The 15,896-nt window shown below is 46.8% G+C and carries 15 protein-coding genes and 1 rRNA gene; 2 read left to right on the forward strand and 14 right to left on the reverse strand.

Annotation, left to right across the window (positions count from 1 at the left end):
- Positions 1–56: 56 nt before the first annotated feature.
- The 4 genes from gltX to AC1DLI_RS29675 all read right to left on the reverse strand — a co-directional run bounded on the left by gltX (position 57) and on the right by AC1DLI_RS29675 (position 4,036).
- Positions 57–1,529, reverse strand: a complete 1,473-nt coding sequence (gene gltX, locus AC1DLI_RS29660) for a glutamate--tRNA ligase (RefSeq protein ID WP_477608551.1) — start codon at positions 1,527–1,529, stop codon at positions 57–59.
- Positions 1,530–1,590: 61 nt separating this feature from the next.
- A complete protein-coding gene (ispF, locus tag AC1DLI_RS29665) occupies positions 1,591–2,073 on the reverse strand; it encodes a 2-C-methyl-D-erythritol 2,4-cyclodiphosphate synthase (RefSeq protein WP_419875522.1) in 483 nt (160 codons plus the stop codon).
- A complete protein-coding gene (ispD, locus tag AC1DLI_RS29670) occupies positions 2,070–2,789 on the reverse strand; it encodes a 2-C-methyl-D-erythritol 4-phosphate cytidylyltransferase (protein WP_477608554.1) in 720 nt (239 codons plus the stop codon). The genes ispF and ispD overlap by 4 nt, the downstream gene beginning before the upstream one ends.
- Positions 2,790–2,938: 149 nt before the next feature.
- The gene (locus AC1DLI_RS29675) at positions 2,939–4,036 is read right to left on the reverse strand and encodes a PIN/TRAM domain-containing protein (RefSeq protein ID WP_308998870.1); all 1,098 of its coding nucleotides are present in this window, start codon (positions 4,034–4,036) and stop codon (positions 2,939–2,941) included.
- A 177-nt stretch (positions 4,037–4,213) separates the two neighbouring features.
- On the opposite strand from AC1DLI_RS29675, the gene AC1DLI_RS29680 reads away from it, so the two are divergent.
- Positions 4,214–4,609 carry a nucleoside triphosphate pyrophosphohydrolase family protein gene (locus tag AC1DLI_RS29680; RefSeq protein WP_308998869.1) on the forward strand — a complete coding sequence of 132 codons (396 nt, stop codon included), beginning with the start codon at positions 4,214–4,216 and terminating at the stop codon, positions 4,607–4,609.
- A gap of 74 nt (positions 4,610–4,683) precedes the next feature.
- Here the strand turns inward: AC1DLI_RS29680 and AC1DLI_RS29685 are convergent, their stop codons facing one another.
- Positions 4,684–5,316, reverse strand: coding sequence for an HD-GYP domain-containing protein (locus AC1DLI_RS29685; RefSeq protein WP_477608557.1), 633 nt, complete (start codon positions 5,314–5,316; stop codon positions 4,684–4,686).
- A gap of 149 nt (positions 5,317–5,465) precedes the next feature.
- Between AC1DLI_RS29685 and AC1DLI_RS29690 the strand changes: the two genes are divergently transcribed.
- Complete coding sequence (locus AC1DLI_RS29690) at positions 5,466–6,428, forward strand: tyrosine-type recombinase/integrase (RefSeq protein ID WP_477608559.1); 963 nt, start codon at positions 5,466–5,468, stop codon at positions 6,426–6,428.
- A gap of 216 nt (positions 6,429–6,644) precedes the next feature.
- On the opposite strand, the gene pssA is transcribed toward AC1DLI_RS29690, so the two are convergent.
- From pssA to rrf, 9 genes are all read right to left on the reverse strand, one after another.
- Positions 6,645–7,391 carry a CDP-diacylglycerol--serine O-phosphatidyltransferase gene (gene pssA / locus AC1DLI_RS29695; protein ID WP_477608561.1) on the reverse strand — a complete coding sequence of 249 codons (747 nt, stop codon included), beginning with the start codon at positions 7,389–7,391 and terminating at the stop codon, positions 6,645–6,647.
- Between the two features lie 88 nt (positions 7,392–7,479).
- Positions 7,480–8,556, reverse strand: coding sequence for a DNA integrity scanning diadenylate cyclase DisA (gene disA, locus AC1DLI_RS29700; RefSeq protein ID WP_308998867.1), 1,077 nt, complete (start codon positions 8,554–8,556; stop codon positions 7,480–7,482).
- A gap of 11 nt (positions 8,557–8,567) precedes the next feature.
- Positions 8,568–9,935 carry a DNA repair protein RadA gene (gene radA / locus AC1DLI_RS29705; protein ID WP_477608564.1) on the reverse strand — a complete coding sequence of 456 codons (1,368 nt, stop codon included), beginning with the start codon at positions 9,933–9,935 and terminating at the stop codon, positions 8,568–8,570.
- A 323-nt stretch (positions 9,936–10,258) separates the two neighbouring features.
- The gene (locus tag AC1DLI_RS29710) at positions 10,259–10,606 is read right to left on the reverse strand and encodes an antibiotic biosynthesis monooxygenase (protein ID WP_308998865.1); all 348 of its coding nucleotides are present in this window, start codon (positions 10,604–10,606) and stop codon (positions 10,259–10,261) included.
- 132 nt (positions 10,607–10,738) lie between these two features.
- On the reverse strand, positions 10,739–13,198 hold the full coding sequence (clpC, locus tag AC1DLI_RS29715; protein WP_477608566.1) for an ATP-dependent protease ATP-binding subunit ClpC: 2,460 nt from the start codon (positions 13,196–13,198) through the stop codon (positions 10,739–10,741).
- A gap of 2 nt (positions 13,199–13,200) precedes the next feature.
- Positions 13,201–14,280: a protein arginine kinase gene (locus AC1DLI_RS29720; RefSeq protein ID WP_308998863.1), complete on the reverse strand. Its 1,080-nt coding sequence runs from the start codon at positions 14,278–14,280 to the stop codon at positions 13,201–13,203.
- A 28-nt stretch (positions 14,281–14,308) separates the two neighbouring features.
- Positions 14,309–14,830, reverse strand: a complete 522-nt coding sequence (locus AC1DLI_RS29725; protein ID WP_308998862.1) for a UvrB/UvrC motif-containing protein — start codon at positions 14,828–14,830, stop codon at positions 14,309–14,311.
- A gap of 35 nt (positions 14,831–14,865) precedes the next feature.
- Positions 14,866–15,327: a CtsR family transcriptional regulator gene (locus tag AC1DLI_RS29730; protein WP_308998861.1), complete on the reverse strand. Its 462-nt coding sequence runs from the start codon at positions 15,325–15,327 to the stop codon at positions 14,866–14,868.
- A 460-nt stretch (positions 15,328–15,787) separates the two neighbouring features.
- Positions 15,788–15,896 (reverse strand): 5S ribosomal RNA (gene rrf, locus AC1DLI_RS29735); the annotation flags it as partial.

The following is a 15,896-nucleotide window of genomic DNA, read 5'->3' on the forward strand; positions in this document are numbered from 1 at the left end:
CCCAAAATTGTGACAAGGGTATTATGTTTCTCAAAAAGTCGAGCGCAGTAAAGCGGCTAAACCGTTTTGCCGGCTAAGCGATCACGAAGACGCTTAATCACTTTTTCTTTGCCGAGCAGAGCAAGTGACTGGTTGAGGTCCGGACCATGTGTTTGTCCAGTAAGCGCTGCACGAATCGGCATAAAGAGCTGCTTCCCTTTGAAGCCTGTTTCTTTCTGCACTGCCTTGATCATCTCTTTGATCCCATCAACCTGAAACGGCGTTTCGCCCGCTTCAACGAGAGTCAAAAAGGCTTGAAGCACGGTTGGAACCTGCTCCTCGGCAAGCACTGCAACAGCCTCTTCCTCATCCTCTACGGTATCTCGGAAGAAAAGCTCAGTCATAGGCACGATATCCGAAGCAGAGCGCAGCTTGTCCTGATGCAGCGCCACAAGATTCGTCACCCAAGCTCTGCCTTCCGCGTCAAGGTCGCCAGCTGTACGGCCGGCACGCTGCAAATGCGGTAAACATAGGTCAACCACCCGCTCCAAATCCGCTTTTTTCAAATATTCATTGTTCATCCAGCTCAGCTTCTGCGTATCAAATACAGCAGGACTTTTACTTAGGCGCTCCGGATTAAATACAGACACCAGCTCTTCGCGCGTAAATATCTCTTGCTCGCCTTCCGGCGACCAGCCAAGCAGCGTAATAAAGTTGAACATGGCTTCTGGCAAATAGCCGAGTTCATCGTACTGTGAAATGAACTGGATGATAGACTCGTCGCGTTTGCTTAGCTTTTTGCGCTGCTCATTCACGATCAGCGTCATATGGCCAAACTGCGGCGGCTCCCATCCAAGTGCTTCATAAATCATCAGCTGGCGAGGCGTATTCGAGATATGGTCTTCTCCGCGCAATACATGGCTGATTTTCATCAAGTAATCATCCAGCACAACCGCAAAGTTATACGTTGGGATACCGTCTTTCTTAACAATTACGAAATCGCCCATCTCGGCGGTATCGAAGCTGATCGAACCTTTAACGATATCGTCAAAAGCATAAGTACGGCCTTCCGGGACACGAAAACGAATACTCGGCACTCGTCCTTCTGCTTCAAAATTTTGACGCTGCTCCTCTGTCAGATCGCGGTGCCGTCCGGAGTAACGCGGGGTTTCCCCACGCTCTGTTTGCTCTTCCCGCTCCTGCTCCAGCTCTTCCTCCGAGCAATAGCAGTGATAAGCAAGACCACGGTCGAGAAGCTCTTGCCAATATTTTTTGTAAATATCAAGACGCTCGGTCTGGCGGTAAGGTCCGTATCCGCCTCCGATATCGATGCTTTCATCCCAATCGATGCCAAGCCATTTCAAGTATTTTAGCTGGCTCTCTTCTCCGCCCGCAACATTGCGCTTCACGTCTGTATCTTCGATTCGAATGATGAATTTACCGCCTTGATTTCTTGCATACAAATAATTGAATAAGGCCGTTCTTGCATTCCCTATATGTAAATGACCCGTCGGAGATGGGGCATAACGAACTCGAACTTCTGCTGTCATTTCAATATACCTCCTAATAGTTTTGCGAAGCAAAAGCTAGCTTCGTAAGCAATAAATCCGATCATATCACATCCATGATTAGACAAACAACGGATTGCGCCGCAATTCCTTCGCCGCGTCCCGTGAATCCAAGCTGCTCGGTGGTTGTCGCTTTTACGTTCACCTGTGCGATGTCAGCCTCAAGTGCCTTGGCAATGATTTCGGCCATTTGTGGAATATAAGGCAGCATTTTCGGTTTCTGTGCAATGATAGTGGAATCAATGTTGCCAAGCTTATAACCGCGCTCGCGTACAAGCTTCCATACCTCTTCAAGCAGCTTTAAGCTGTCTGCGTCCTTATATGCGGCATCCGTATCAGGAAAATGTTTGCCAATATCGCCAAGACCCAGAGCACCCAGTATCGCATCTGTTATCGCATGCAGCAGCACATCCGCGTCAGAATGACCCAGCAGGCCCTTCTCATAAGGAATCGTTACCCCCCCGATAATACAGGGACGCCCTTCTACCAACTGATGCACATCAAATCCTTGTCCAACTCGAATCATCCTTGCTCACCGTTCCCCTCTGCCATGTCGGCACGACGCTTCGCAAGCAGAAATTCCGCCCACGGTAAATCTTCAGGCGTCGTAATTTTAATGTTGGTATATTCGCCTTCTGCAACAGTGACGTTTGCGCCTATATGCTCGACAACCATCGCGTCATCCGTTCCGATGAACTGCTCTTCGAGCGCACGTTCATGCGCTTCCAGCAGCAGGACACGTCGAAAAGCTTGCGGCGTTTGTATCGCCCACAAGCTTCGGCGGTCCGGTGTCGAAACGATCACACCTGCTTCATTTACTTGTTTAATCGTATCTTTAACTTGAACGGCTAACACGGAAGCACCGCTTTGTTCAGCCTGCTTGCAGCAAGCACGTACAGCATCCGCAGTTACCAGCGGCCGCACCCCGTCATGGACCATCACCCAGTCTGTTGACAGCTGCTGCAGCCCGCAATATACGGAATGCTGGCGCTCTTTGCCCCCGGCTACAACAGCCGTTACCTTTGAAATTCCATATTGCGACACCCAATTACGGCAGCGCTCCACATCGTCGCTACCAACGACCAGTACCGCTTCCTTGACCGAATCCATCGACTGAAACAGCTCTAGCGTATGGACAAGTATGGGCTTGTCCCCCAGCTGCAAATATTGCTTACTTTCCTTCGTTCCCATCCGCGTGCCTCGTCCGGCCGCTACGATGATAACTCCCCAATCTGCTCCCATGCCTTCAACCCGCCTCACACTGTGTTAAAAAATAAGCGCTTATAAGATTCACTCTCATTATAGGCTTATTTTTCACCGCGAAACGAGCTTTTGCCGCTACAGAGCGGCGTCAGCCGTTTGCGCTCGAACAATAGTACTATCATACCTTGTTACAGCGCTTTTTCCAACAGCTTCGGCTTTGCAAAAATCATTCGGCCCGCAGAGGTTTGTAATACGCTCGTTACGAGCACCTCCATTGTTGTCCCAATATATTCGCGACCGCCCTCAACGACAATCATCGTTCCGTCATCCAAATAGGCKACGCCTTGGCCATGCTCTTTGCCGTCTTTTATCACTTGTACAATAATTTCTTCTCCAGGCAAGACAACTGGCTTAACCGCATTTGCCAAGTCATTGATATTGAGCACCGAGACACCTTGCAGCTCGCAAACTTTGTTTAAATTAAAATCATTCGTAACAACCTTGCCGTGAAGCGCCTTAGCGAGCTTCACAAGCTTGCTGTCCACTTCGCCGATTTCTTCGAAATCACCTTCGTAAATAAGAACCTTCACATCAAGCTCTTTTTGAATTTTGTTCAAAATATCGAGCCCGCGGCGTCCCCTATTGCGCTTCAGCAAATCAGAAGAATCTGCAATGTGTTGAAGCTCCTCAAGCACGAACTCCGGAATGACAAGCGTACCTTCAATAAAACCAGTTTTGCAGATGTCTGCAATCCGTCCATCGATTATAACGCTCGTATCGAGTATCTTATGCTCTTCATATCCGCCCGCTTCATCAGCAGCCGGTGCGATTCTGCGCTTCTCCAGCAAGGCAGCAAAGCCTTCTGCCAGCTCTTGCTGCTTATGCAAACCAATACGCATGCCCAAATATCCGAAACATACCATCATAGCAGCAGGAATAAGGCTCCCTATCCCCTCTAAGCCAGATACAGCGGGATAGATCAAAACAGTAAGCAATAAACCTGCAAGAAGTCCTCCTGCCCCGGCAATGAGCTGCTGCATCGGCAGCGCTGCAGTCTGCTCCGCCCCCTTCTGCATAAAACGGATGATTTGTCCTGCTAACATCGTTGCCACAACCACACCAAAAACCGCGCCAATTGCTACATTCATGTAATAAGTGCCGGATCGCTGTAGCATGCCGAAGGATGAGCCTGACCATACGGCCGCTCCATTTATCCATCCATATACTTCACCGCCTGCCATACCACCGAACAACATTCCCATTAGTTGAATTATTCGTCTAACCATTATGGTTCACCTCCACTACAATTATGTTCCAATAATTGCCTTGCTAAACCGTGGGTGACCCTATTAATTGCAAACATTTATAAATTTTAATAATTCACATTTTGTAAACGGACGGGATGAAGCTTATAATGGAAATTAAGATAACAACAAAAGAGGTTGGTGAAAGAGGTGGAACCGATGAGCGCTCCTACACTGGATCAATTTCAGCAGCAAGTATCCGAATTGCTGCTTCGTCACCGCAGTTTGTTAGATGTTATGTCCAAATTCGGACAGTCGGGTGCTTCTGTTAATCGCGCAGTCACGAAAGCAGTAACCGATTGCGGCTGTATCGAATTAAATGCCCGCAAGCAGCAATACTCGGATGACCTAAATCTCGAAAATGCCAAAACGACACTGCAAAGTCATCTCACCGGAGCCGTGTGCGAGCATTGTCGCGACGCGCTTAAGAACGATCTGGGCCGCAACCTGTTTTACATGACTGCTTTATGTAATCTTCTCAATATTCAACTGGACGAAGTGATTGCGGATGAATACGACAAATGCTCGACTCTAGGTCTGTTTAATTTAACGTAGAATACAACTATTGTAATCAACATGAAGCTTAGAGGAGTGCGTCTCCTCTAAGCTTCTTTTATTTGAGGCCTATTTCATTTTGTTATGTTATGAATGTAGCTGAAGTACAATGAGATTTCATCCTCGGGTAATCGCATTACCAGATCTACGATAGCAGCGTCAAATTGTGTGTTTCGGTTTCGATACAGTTCTGCGTAGCCTTCCTCCACAGTTAAGGGTTTCCGATAAGGACGGATGGATAACATCGAATCCAAAGCATCGATAACGGAACATGCTCTTGCGAATAAAGGAATTTGTTCACCACTTCTGCCATCCGGATATCCCGTACCATCATACCGTTCATGGTGGAATCGCACTAATTGCAAAATATTTTCATCACAAACAGCGTGGCTTCTCAAAATATCCTCCCCGTATACCGTATGCTTGAGCAATACGCTCCACTCCCATTCACTCAATCGCTCCTTTTTATGCAAAATAACATTCGGCACTCTCGTTTTCCCTACATCATGCAGAAAGCAGCCTCTAATAAAAGCTGCCCTCTCCGATTCGCAAATAGCCAAATGAGGGGCAATAATTTCAGCCAACAAAGCTACTCTGACACAATGCCTATACGTGGCCGGACTCTTATACATCAAGTACTTCATCCAATCGCCTGCGCACGTATGCTGTAAGGAATTCACTTCCGCATAGCCTGGACTAATCGTCATCCGTTTCTCCTCTTCAACCGGATCAAAATGACAAAACGGTTGCTTTTGTAACTTTTTTTGTAAAAAAACAGTCTATAGATTAGAAAAAATATACATATAGAGAGGTGTCGCATAATAACAGTTATACGACAACATGAGGAGGATATCTGATGAGGACGGGAACAATTATTGAGGAAAGAGCCATCGTATCGGTAAGGAAAGAAAAAGAAATCCGATTTACAGACGAACAAAAAATCCAGATGTTTTTGAGCAGCCGGAGTCAATCACAGCATACCTACAAGAGCTACTACAGAGCTATCGAACGCTTCCGCATATTTATATCAGGCAAAAATTTAGATGAGGTTTCGTGGAGAGAAATCGAGGCGTTCAAGCTCTTTCTGATGTCTATAAAAAACGAGAAGAGCGGATTGCCGCTTGCACCGGCAACGATCGCTTCCATTATTGCCGCACTAAAATCGTTATATAAATGGGGCTGCGACCCCAACATCGGTTTATTCAAGCAGAACCCAACCAGCAGCGTGCGACTTCCCGTCATTCCATTAACGAGCAAAAAGCATTTTTTAACGAAAAATGAGGTTGGCAAACTATTGCATTATTTGCAGAACAACAATAAACGGAACTATTTAATCACTCTGAGCCTTCTATTGCTCGGCTTGCGAGTGTCCGAGCTTTGCGCAATCAAATGGTGCGATTTCTATTCGGACCCACTGGAGTCCACCGTATGGCTAACTGTCACCAAGGGGAAAGGAGGAAAAATTAGGGATGTCAAAGTCCCATGTCATTTATGGAGACTTTATTCCCGCTACATAGACGGTCAACCCCAGCTGAGCTTTAGTTCAAACATTGTAATATTCGGTATTACATCAAGGCAAGTAGAACGAATGATAAAGACTTCTTGTCTCAAAATCGGCTTGGACAAGCCTGTTACGCCACACTGGTTAAGGCATACCAACGCAACGCTTGCTTTGCTGAACGGCGCTTCCCTGCAGCAGGTTCAAGAGAGCTTGGGACATGCGCATATTAATACGACGCAGCGCTATCTACATACGGTTGAACAGCTTACTAAATCGGCTTCCGATTTTGTGGAGGAACATGGTATTATTGTCATATAATAGCAAGTGGAAAATTCGTTTTTCGTGTCTAATTTTGTCGTATAACTGTTATTATGCGACTTTCATTATATAAATATTATATTGTTTTTCTTATTTAATTTAAAATCCGCTTATAACAAGCAATAATCTAAATAATAAACAAAAAATAACGAGTCTAAACACATTTAGCTGTGCTTAGACTCGTTATTTTTGTATTACATATTCAATATCAGCATGTCACGCTGGCTTCTCTGATTGAACTGTATCGTCCACAATCTCGTCGCGTTTCTTGCGTTTCCGATTCCGCTTTGGCAATCGGCGATCAACGTTTTTTTTTAGGCCGTACAGCGCATATAACAGCAGCGGTACAAACAATATTTTGGAAAGTTCATTTTTGAAAAATAAGCCAAGTACCACGGCAACAACGATGATAATCGGTACAACCCAGATCGCACTCTTCGGAATACCGACTTTCTTAAAGTTTGGATATTTGATCGTACTGACCATTAGCAATGAAAGAACAACCGTGCTCGTAAGCAGCACCGATACGTAAATATCATCTTTAAACAATGCGAGCGTGGCTAGCACACCGCCGGCAGCTGGTATCGGAAGACCGATAAAGTACCCTGGTGCACTTGAAATGACATTGAAGCGAGCAAGCCGTAATGCCCCGCATATGGGAAACAAGGCCGTAACGATCCAAGCAAAGGCTGGATTAAGATCCTGAAAAGCGACCACATACATAATAAAAGCCGGTGCTACGCCAAACGAAATCACATCGGATAACGAGTCAAGCTCCTTACCGAATTCACTTTGAACGTTCAGCGCCCGAGCAACGCGTCCGTCTACACCGTCAAGCAGCATGGCGATTAACACCATCATAGCCGCTGTATCTGGTTTTTCGTTGAATACAAGAATGATGGCGATTACTCCTAAGAATAAGTTCCCCACCGTGAGAAGGCTCGGTATCGATTTTGCGATCATCTTTTCCACCTCTTCTCTACTATGCCCCAAAACCCTTAACGAATGTATATCCGCGTTAAAGGACCACATTCAATCCATTGTATGGGATTTAGATTTGCCTGTCAATGAACATCTGCTCCTGGATCCGTTTGAGACCTTCCTTAATGGCCCGTGCCCGCACCTCGCCAATGCCTTCAACTTCATCCAATTCTTCGATCGTCGCCATCAGAATATGAGGCAAACGTCCAAAACGCTCGATCAAATTATTCATAATAATAAGCGGCAATCTCGGTATTTTGTTAAGCAGACGGTAGCCGCGGGGGGAAACCGATTCATCGCTCATATTGCTCGTATGTGGGTATCCGATTAGACGGATGATCGGCGGCGCATCAAGCAGCTCTTCTGAGCTCAGCTTTTTCAGGCCCGCCCGAATTTCCCGAATCTTCTCATCCGAATTCTCTTTTGCATAATCCTTAAGTAAGTACCAAGCATCCTCTTCGACACCGCCCACCAATTCATCCATTTGCATGCTGATGAGGCGGCCTTCCGTACCCAGCTCATTCACGTAACGTTTAATTTCCATCTTGATGCGCAGCACCATCTCAACACGTTGGATAACATGGGCTACTTCCTGAAGGGTAACAAGCTCCTCAAACTCAAGCGCTGACAAATTCGTAAACGATTGGCTTAGCACTGCTTTATATTTCTCGAGCGTTTGGATCGCTTGATTCGCTTTCGTCAAAATTACGCCCATATCCTTCAGCGAATAACGAAGGTTGCCTTGGTACAGCGTGATAATGTTGCGTCGCTGTGAGATCGAAACGACCAGCTTTCCGGTCTGCTTCGCTACACGCTCCGCCGTACGGTGACGTATACCTGTTTCAATCGACGGGATAGAGCTGTTCGGAATGAGTTGCGTATTCGCATACAATATCCTACGCATATCCTCGCTCAAAATAATCGCGCCATCCATTTTTGCAAGCTCATATAAATAGTTGGGCGAGAAGTCGCAATTAATGGAGAATCCTCCATCCACAACCTCCATCACCTCTGGACTGTAGCCAACTACAAGCAAAGCTCCCGTTTTCGCCCGAAGCACATTTTCAAGCCCATCACGAAAAGGGGTACCTGGTGCGACTAATTGCAATAATTGATTCATAATTTCAAGCTGAGTAGGTTCCTTCATCGTCTGCCCCCCTATCCAAGCGCAGCCTTAAGTGCTTCCGACACTGTGGTTACGCCAATGATTTCTATGCCTGCGGGCGGCTTCCACCCTTTTAAGCTTTTTTCCGGCATAATAACTCTTTTGAATCCTAATTTCTCCGCTTCCTTCACCCGCTGCTCCGCTCGCGACACCGCACGAACCTCTCCTGTCAGCCCCACCTCGCCAAAAATAACGTCGTAGGGCTTTGTCGGCGCATCCCGAAAGCTGGAGGCAATACTGACCGCGGCTGCAAGGTCGACTGCCGGCTCATCAAGCCTCACGCCTCCCGCTACGTTCAAGTAAGCATCCTGCGTTTGTAGAAACATGCCGTTTCGTTTCTCCAATACCGCAATGATAAGCGCCATCCGGTTGTGATCAATACCGGTGGACATTCTTCTTGGGGAAGGGAAGTTGGTTGTAGCCACAAGCGCTTGAAGCTCTACAAGCACAGGCCTCGTGCCCTCCATGCTAGCGACAACCGTCGAACCGGAAACGCCAAGCGGACGCTCAGACAAAAACAATTCAGAAGGATTGGAAACCTCCCGCAAGCCATCCTCGCCCATCTCAAAAATACCGATTTCATTCGTCGATCCAAAGCGGTTTTTTACGGCGCGTAAAATCCGGTACGTATGATGACGCTCCCCTTCAAAATAAAGGACACAGTCCACCATATGCTCAAGCAGCCTAGGTCCGGCAATTGCTCCTTCTTTCGTGACATGCCCGACCAGCACCGTTGCGATCCCTTTAATTTTGGCAACTCTCATAAAATGCGCCGTACACTCGCGAACCTGCGACACGCTTCCGGGAGCTGATTGAACATTAGGATCATAGACGGTTTGGATCGAGTCGATGACGAGAAAATCCGGCTGTACCGATTCAATCGCATCGTTAATTTGCTCCATATTGGTCTCGCATAATACATACAGCGATTCCGTCAGAGCGCCGAGGCGGTCCGCCCGAAGCCTCGTTTGCCGCACTGACTCCTCCCCGGAAATATAGAGAACCTTCAGCCCTTTCACCGCTAGGGCATGAGAGGTTTGAAGCAGCAGCGTCGATTTCCCGATACCGGGATCCCCGCCTACAAGGATAAGCGAGCCAGGAACGACGCCTCCGCCGAGCACACGATTAAGCTCAAGCATTCTCGTCTCAATACGAGGCTCTTTCCCACTTTCTATATGTATGATGGACTGCGGCTTTTCTTTCGCATGAAACGAAGACAATCCGACGCCCTTCGTCTTCACAACCGTTTCTTTCTCTTCCACCATTGAATTCCAAGCATGGCAACCCGGGCATTTTCCCAGCCATTTTGCCGATTCGGTACCGCATTCTGTACAAACAAACTTCGATTTTATTTTGGCCATTCTGTACTCCTTAAACGTTATGGGCTAGCAAAAATAGATGAAGCCATCCCTAGCGATTATGCTTAAAATGACACTACATAAAGTTTACCATTTTATCCCCCATCTATAAACCCACATTGTGAATGAAAAAAGTCGATACCATTACTATTATTCGTTTCCCACAGCTAAACCTATCCATTTCATTTCCCATCTTAGTTATCCACAGATTTACCAACAACTTATCAACATTATCCACAAGTCATCAACATATCCCCACAATCTGTTTATTCGAAATCAACAAAAAAACGCTCTCGTTATCCACTGTGGATAAGAGAGCGAATGGTTTATCCTTCTATTCCGGCCTGGCGGGCGACTAATACGCGATGCGTGGATAACTGCGAGCCGAGCATTACGCTTTCCGTTTGCTGACCCTCTGCGCCCGGCTGCTGCCCGCCTCTATGAGCATGCGCTTGCCGGAAGGAATCACTGTTTACCCATCCTTCAAACGAAGCTTTATCTTCCCATGTCGTGCTGACCTTAAGCTCGTCAATTTCTTCTAGCCCTTCCGTAAACAATACCTCCATGCGGATAAAGCCTGGGGATAAATCAATACCTTTCGAGTTTTGAAAACGCTTGGCTACCGTCTCCCCATGACCCTTTTTCACCTTAATTGTATTAGTAACAACTATCATCGTTGTTCCTCCCATTCTATGTAATGCTATCCCCTCATTATACGATAATGATTCTCATTGTCAATTTTTTGCGATAATAAAAACTGTCCCGCAAACAGCTTATCTGGTTGCGGGACAGTTAGATATTATTGTTTATTTCGTTGTCGATTCCTCAGGTTCTTGTTCTGGGATGGACTTGCTGACCGTTAGGCCCCCATCTTTTTCGTCAATGGTGAACGTGTCGCCTTTTTGGATTTTACCCATAAGCAAATCTTCGGACAGACGGTCCTCGATATGCTTTTGGATCGCCCGGCGAAGCGGACGCGCTCCGTATTGCGGATCGTAGCCTTCCTTAGCAAGGAATGCTTTTGCTGCATCCGTCAGTACGAAATCAACCTCCTGCTCTCGCAGACGCTTGCGGAGCTCCTCCGACATCAACGTAACGATTCGGGCAATATGCTCTTCGCCAAGCGAATGGAACACGATGCTCTCATCAATACGGTTCAAGAACTCTGGACGGAAGCTTTTCTTAAGCTCAGCCATAACTTTGTCCTTCATTTGCATGAAGTCGCGCCCAGCATCTTGAACGGCAGTAAAGCCAAGGGAAGAATTCTTTTTGATTTGATCGGCTCCGACATTGGAAGTCATAATGATCAACGTATTGCGGAAATCAACAACGCGTCCTTTCGAATCGGTTAAACGACCATCCTCAAGCACTTGAAGTAAGATATTGAACACTTCTGGATGTGCTTTCTCGATCTCATCGAGCAGGACTACGGAATAAGGCTTGCGGCGTACTTTCTCCGTCAGTTGTCCACCTTCTTCATAGCCGACATAGCCCGGAGGCGCTCCGACTAGACGTGAAGTCGAATGCTTCTCCATGTATTCCGACATATCGATGCGGATAACCGCGTTCTCATCGCCAAACATCGCTTCAGCAAGCGCTCTTGCCAGCTCTGTCTTACCAACGCCCGTTGGCCCTAAGAAAATGAATGAGCCGATTGGACGCTTCGGATCCTTGAGGCCGGCACGCGCACGGCGAATCGCTCTTGATACCGATTTGACTGCTTCTTCCTGTCCGATAATACGGTCATGAAGAATATCTTCCATTTTCAACAGACGCTCGGTCTCGCCTTCAGCCATTTTACTTACCGGAATTCCCGTCCAGCTGGCTACAACCTGAGCGATGTCCTCTGGCGTCACTTCGGAATCCGTACGTCCTTGTTTTTCTTTCCACTGGTTTTTGGTTATGTCGAGCTCTTCGCGAATTTTTTGCTCTGTGTCTCGAAGGGCTGCCGCTTTCTCGAATTCTTGGCTCTGAACCGCTGCATCCTTCTCCTTGCGGATATCTTCCAGACGATTCTCAAGCTGCTTCAAATTCGGCGGTACTGTGTAAGAATTCAGGCGTACCTTCGATCCTGCTTCATCGATAAGATCGATGGCTTTATCCGGCAAGAACCGATCTGGAATGTAACGATCAGAAAGTTTAACTGCCTGCACAATTGCTTCATCCGTAATTTTCACACGGTGATGAGCTTCGTAACGATCACGTAAGCCGTACAAAATTTGAATGGCTTCTTCAGGAGACGGTTGATCGACCGTAATCGGCTGAAAGCGGCGCTCAAGCGCTGCATCCTTCTCGATGTATTTACGGTACTCATCCAGTGTCGTAGCCCCGATGCACTGAAGCTCGCCACGTGCTAAAGCCGGCTTCAAAATATTCGATGCATCAATAGCACCCTCTGCTCCGCCAGCACCGATTAGTGTGTGAAGCTCGTCGATGAATAGAATGATATTGCCTGCTTGGCGAATCTCATCCATGATCTTTTTCAGACGATCCTCAAACTCACCGCGGTATTTCGTACCCGCAACCACAGACCCCATATCCAGCGTCATTACTCGTTTATCGCGCAAAGTTTCAGGAATTTCATTTTCGATAATTTTTTGAGCAAGGCCTTCGGCAATCGCTGTTTTACCTACGCCAGGCTCCCCGATTAGCACGGGATTGTTTTTGGTCCGACGGCTTAGCACTTGAATAACGCGCTCGATTTCTTTGCTGCGTCCAATAACAGGGTCGAGATTTCCTTCTTTCGCATAAGCAGTCAAGTCTCTTGCAAGACCGTCAAGCGTAGGCGTACTTACATTAGTCGGCGAACCGTGGTTGCTTGATACGGCTTCACTGCTTCCTAGAAGCTGCAGCACCTGTTGGCGCGCCTTATTGAGACTAATACCAAGATTGTTGAGCACGCGTGCCGCAACGCCTTCACCTTCGCGGATCAGTCCAAGCAATATATGCTCAGTACCAACATACGTATGTCCTAACTTTCTGGCTTCATCCATCGAAAGCTCGATCACTTTTTTTGCACGAGGCGTATAAGCGATGTTATTCGGCTGCTCTTGACCACGGCCGATTAAAGCTTCAACCTCATCTTGAATTTTTTCAAGCCCAAGACCTAGTCCAATTAAAGCTTTAGCCGCTATTCCTTCCCCTTCGCGAATAAGGCCAAGCAAAATGTGCTCTGTTCCTATATTGTTATGTCCGAGACGAACCGCTTCCTCTTGCGCCAATGCCAGCACCTTCTGTGCTCGCTCCGTAAATCTTCCAAACATCATATTTACGCACCCCCATGGCCTTTTTCACCACGCAATTGCTTGCGTATGAGTTCTGCTCTCCTAAAATCCCTCTGCTCTGGACTCATCTTCTCATCGAAGGTTTGTTGCAAAAATCCAGGCTGAGTCATTACCAAAAGCTCATTCAACACTTGCGGCGTTACATCTGATAAAATACCAAGGTCCGCGCCAAGCCGCACATCCGATAAACGCTGTGCCGCTTCCTTGGAGTCCATAATCTGCGCATAAGATAAAATCCCGTATGATCGCTTTATCCGATCCTCCGTTCTCAGCCTTGAATCATGCATGAGGCGCTTACGCGCTGCTTTCTCATGCTCGATAATTTGTCTTGCTACACTGTACAAATTGTCTATGATTTCTTTCTCGGATTGACCAAGCGTAATTTGGTTTGACACTTGAAACAAGTTGCCAAGCGCCTCACTGCCCTCGCCATACAATCCTCTAACCGCTAAACCCACCTGCGTGACTGCTGATAATATGCGATTGATCTGCGACGTAAGCACAAGCGCCGGTAAATGCATCATAACCGAAGCCCGTATACCTGTGCCAACATTAGTTGGACATGTCGTTAGATAGCCGCGTTTTTCATCAAAAGCATAATCGGCAGACTCCTCAAAAATATCGTCAATTCCGCTAGCCAATGCCCATGCCTCTTGGATTTGAAAACCAGGATACAGACATTGAATGCGCAAATGATCTTCTTCGTTAATCATTATGCTAACAGATTCATTATCGCTTAAAATAACGGCCCCGCATCGCGATTCGTTCGCTAAATTGGGACTGATCAAATGCTTTTCAACAAGCACCCTTTTATCAAGCTCGCTCAAATCTGACAAAACAATGGTTTCAAATGAACCCATGGGCTGCAGCTTACCGCTTTGGCTCACTTCAGTCAGCTGATCCATGACATCCTTAGATTGCTGATTCGTTGCAAGCAACGGAAAAGGCTGATGACGTAAATTACGCGCTACTCGCACTCTGCTGCTTATGACAATTTCGGATTCCGGGCCTGTGTCCTTCATCCATTCGCTAAGCGCATGCTGTGAGAATCGATGCTTAGTCAAGAGGTACATTCACTCCTTCTATACCAGCCTACAGGTCTGCAATTTTACGTTCTAATTCACGTATTCGATCACGCAGCTGAGCCGCGCTTTCAAACTCCTCTTGATCAATCTTCTCTTGCAGATTCCGCCTTAGCTGTTCGATTTCGCGCTTGCACTGGATTTGTCCACCTGAGCGCTTCGGTATCTTACCGCTGTGTACAGTACTGCTGTGAACCCGTTTGAGAAGCGGATCAAGCTTAGCTTCAAAAGCCTGATAACAGGAGCTGCAGCCGAATCGACCAATCTTGCTGAACTGTGTATAGGTAAGTCCGCATTCCTCGCAGCGCAGCGCAGGCTCCTTCATACCGGCAATTCCCGAACCGCCTAATTGCTCGAAATCAAGAAGTCCTGACAATAAGCTATGAATGGAAAAACTATTCGGCGCACCAGGAATACCTTCGCCTTTTTCACGAGCACAGCTTTCACAGATGTGAAATTCGGTTTTCTCGCCATTGATGATTTTTGTAAAATGAAGCGTAGCGGGCTTTTTACCGCATTCTTGGCAAAACAAGCCTGATCCCTCCTCCCGGTATAAACGGCTGCTCGTTATTTAACCAGCAATGAGATAAGCATGGATCTGAGCAATCGAGCTCGGAGTTCATCTCTGAGCGGCAGCTTAAGCGCTATCGTATCGCGATGTACCGCTGCTCGAAGCAGGTTCCCCTCACGTTTCGTGATAAGCCTCGCTTCCTCCAGCTGATAAATAAGTCCTTCCGCCGCACTTTGGTCGACACATTCTCCTACCGTTTCTTCGATGTGGAATTGAATCGCCTTCAGTGCCGGAAGATCAATCCGTTGTATTCGGATATAGCCTCCGCCTCCGCGCTTACTTTCAACCATGTATCCTTTCTCCATGGTAAATCGAGTACTGATGACATAGTTGATTTGCGAAGGTACACAAGAAAATTTGTCAGCCAAGTCATTGCGCTGAATTTCTACTGCGCCCTCTGGACTGTCCTGCAGCATGTGCTTAAGATACTGTTCGATGAGATCGGAAATGTTACGCAAACCACCAACCTCCCTGAGAAATAACCAATAAAACGAAAGTTGAAACAATAGATCATTGAAGTCCAAGCAGCCATTTTCATCATACACCGAATATTCGGACAACTGACTTTGACTTTCTTTGACTTTGATTTTATTATATGCAATTTTGGAAAAAGGTCAAGTGCTCATTAAAATTCATTTTTATATTAGCTTGGTGCGGTAACCCGCTGTTTATACATGGACTTCGTTATTATGAAGATAAAACGTTGAAACGCTTCGCTCGAAGGCCAAAGTTTGGCTGAATAATAAATGGTTTTTGCACTCAAACCTTTTTAAAAATATCTTGGTTTTTGGCGAAGCATGTCTTATGTATAGTAAGAGATTATAGGGATTGTATGAAGCTCAAGTCCTAGTTAATCTAAGTTTACCGACTATAAAAACAACAAAAAACCTATCGCATCACATGCGATAGGTCTCTCGTGCTTGGCGACGTCCTACTCTCCCAAGACCCTGCGGTCTAAGTACCATTGGCGCTGGAGGGCTTAACGGTCGTGTTCGGTATGGGAACGCGTGGTTCCCCTCCGCCATCG

This window comes from Paenibacillus sp. 01T443, from assembly GCF_056398325.1.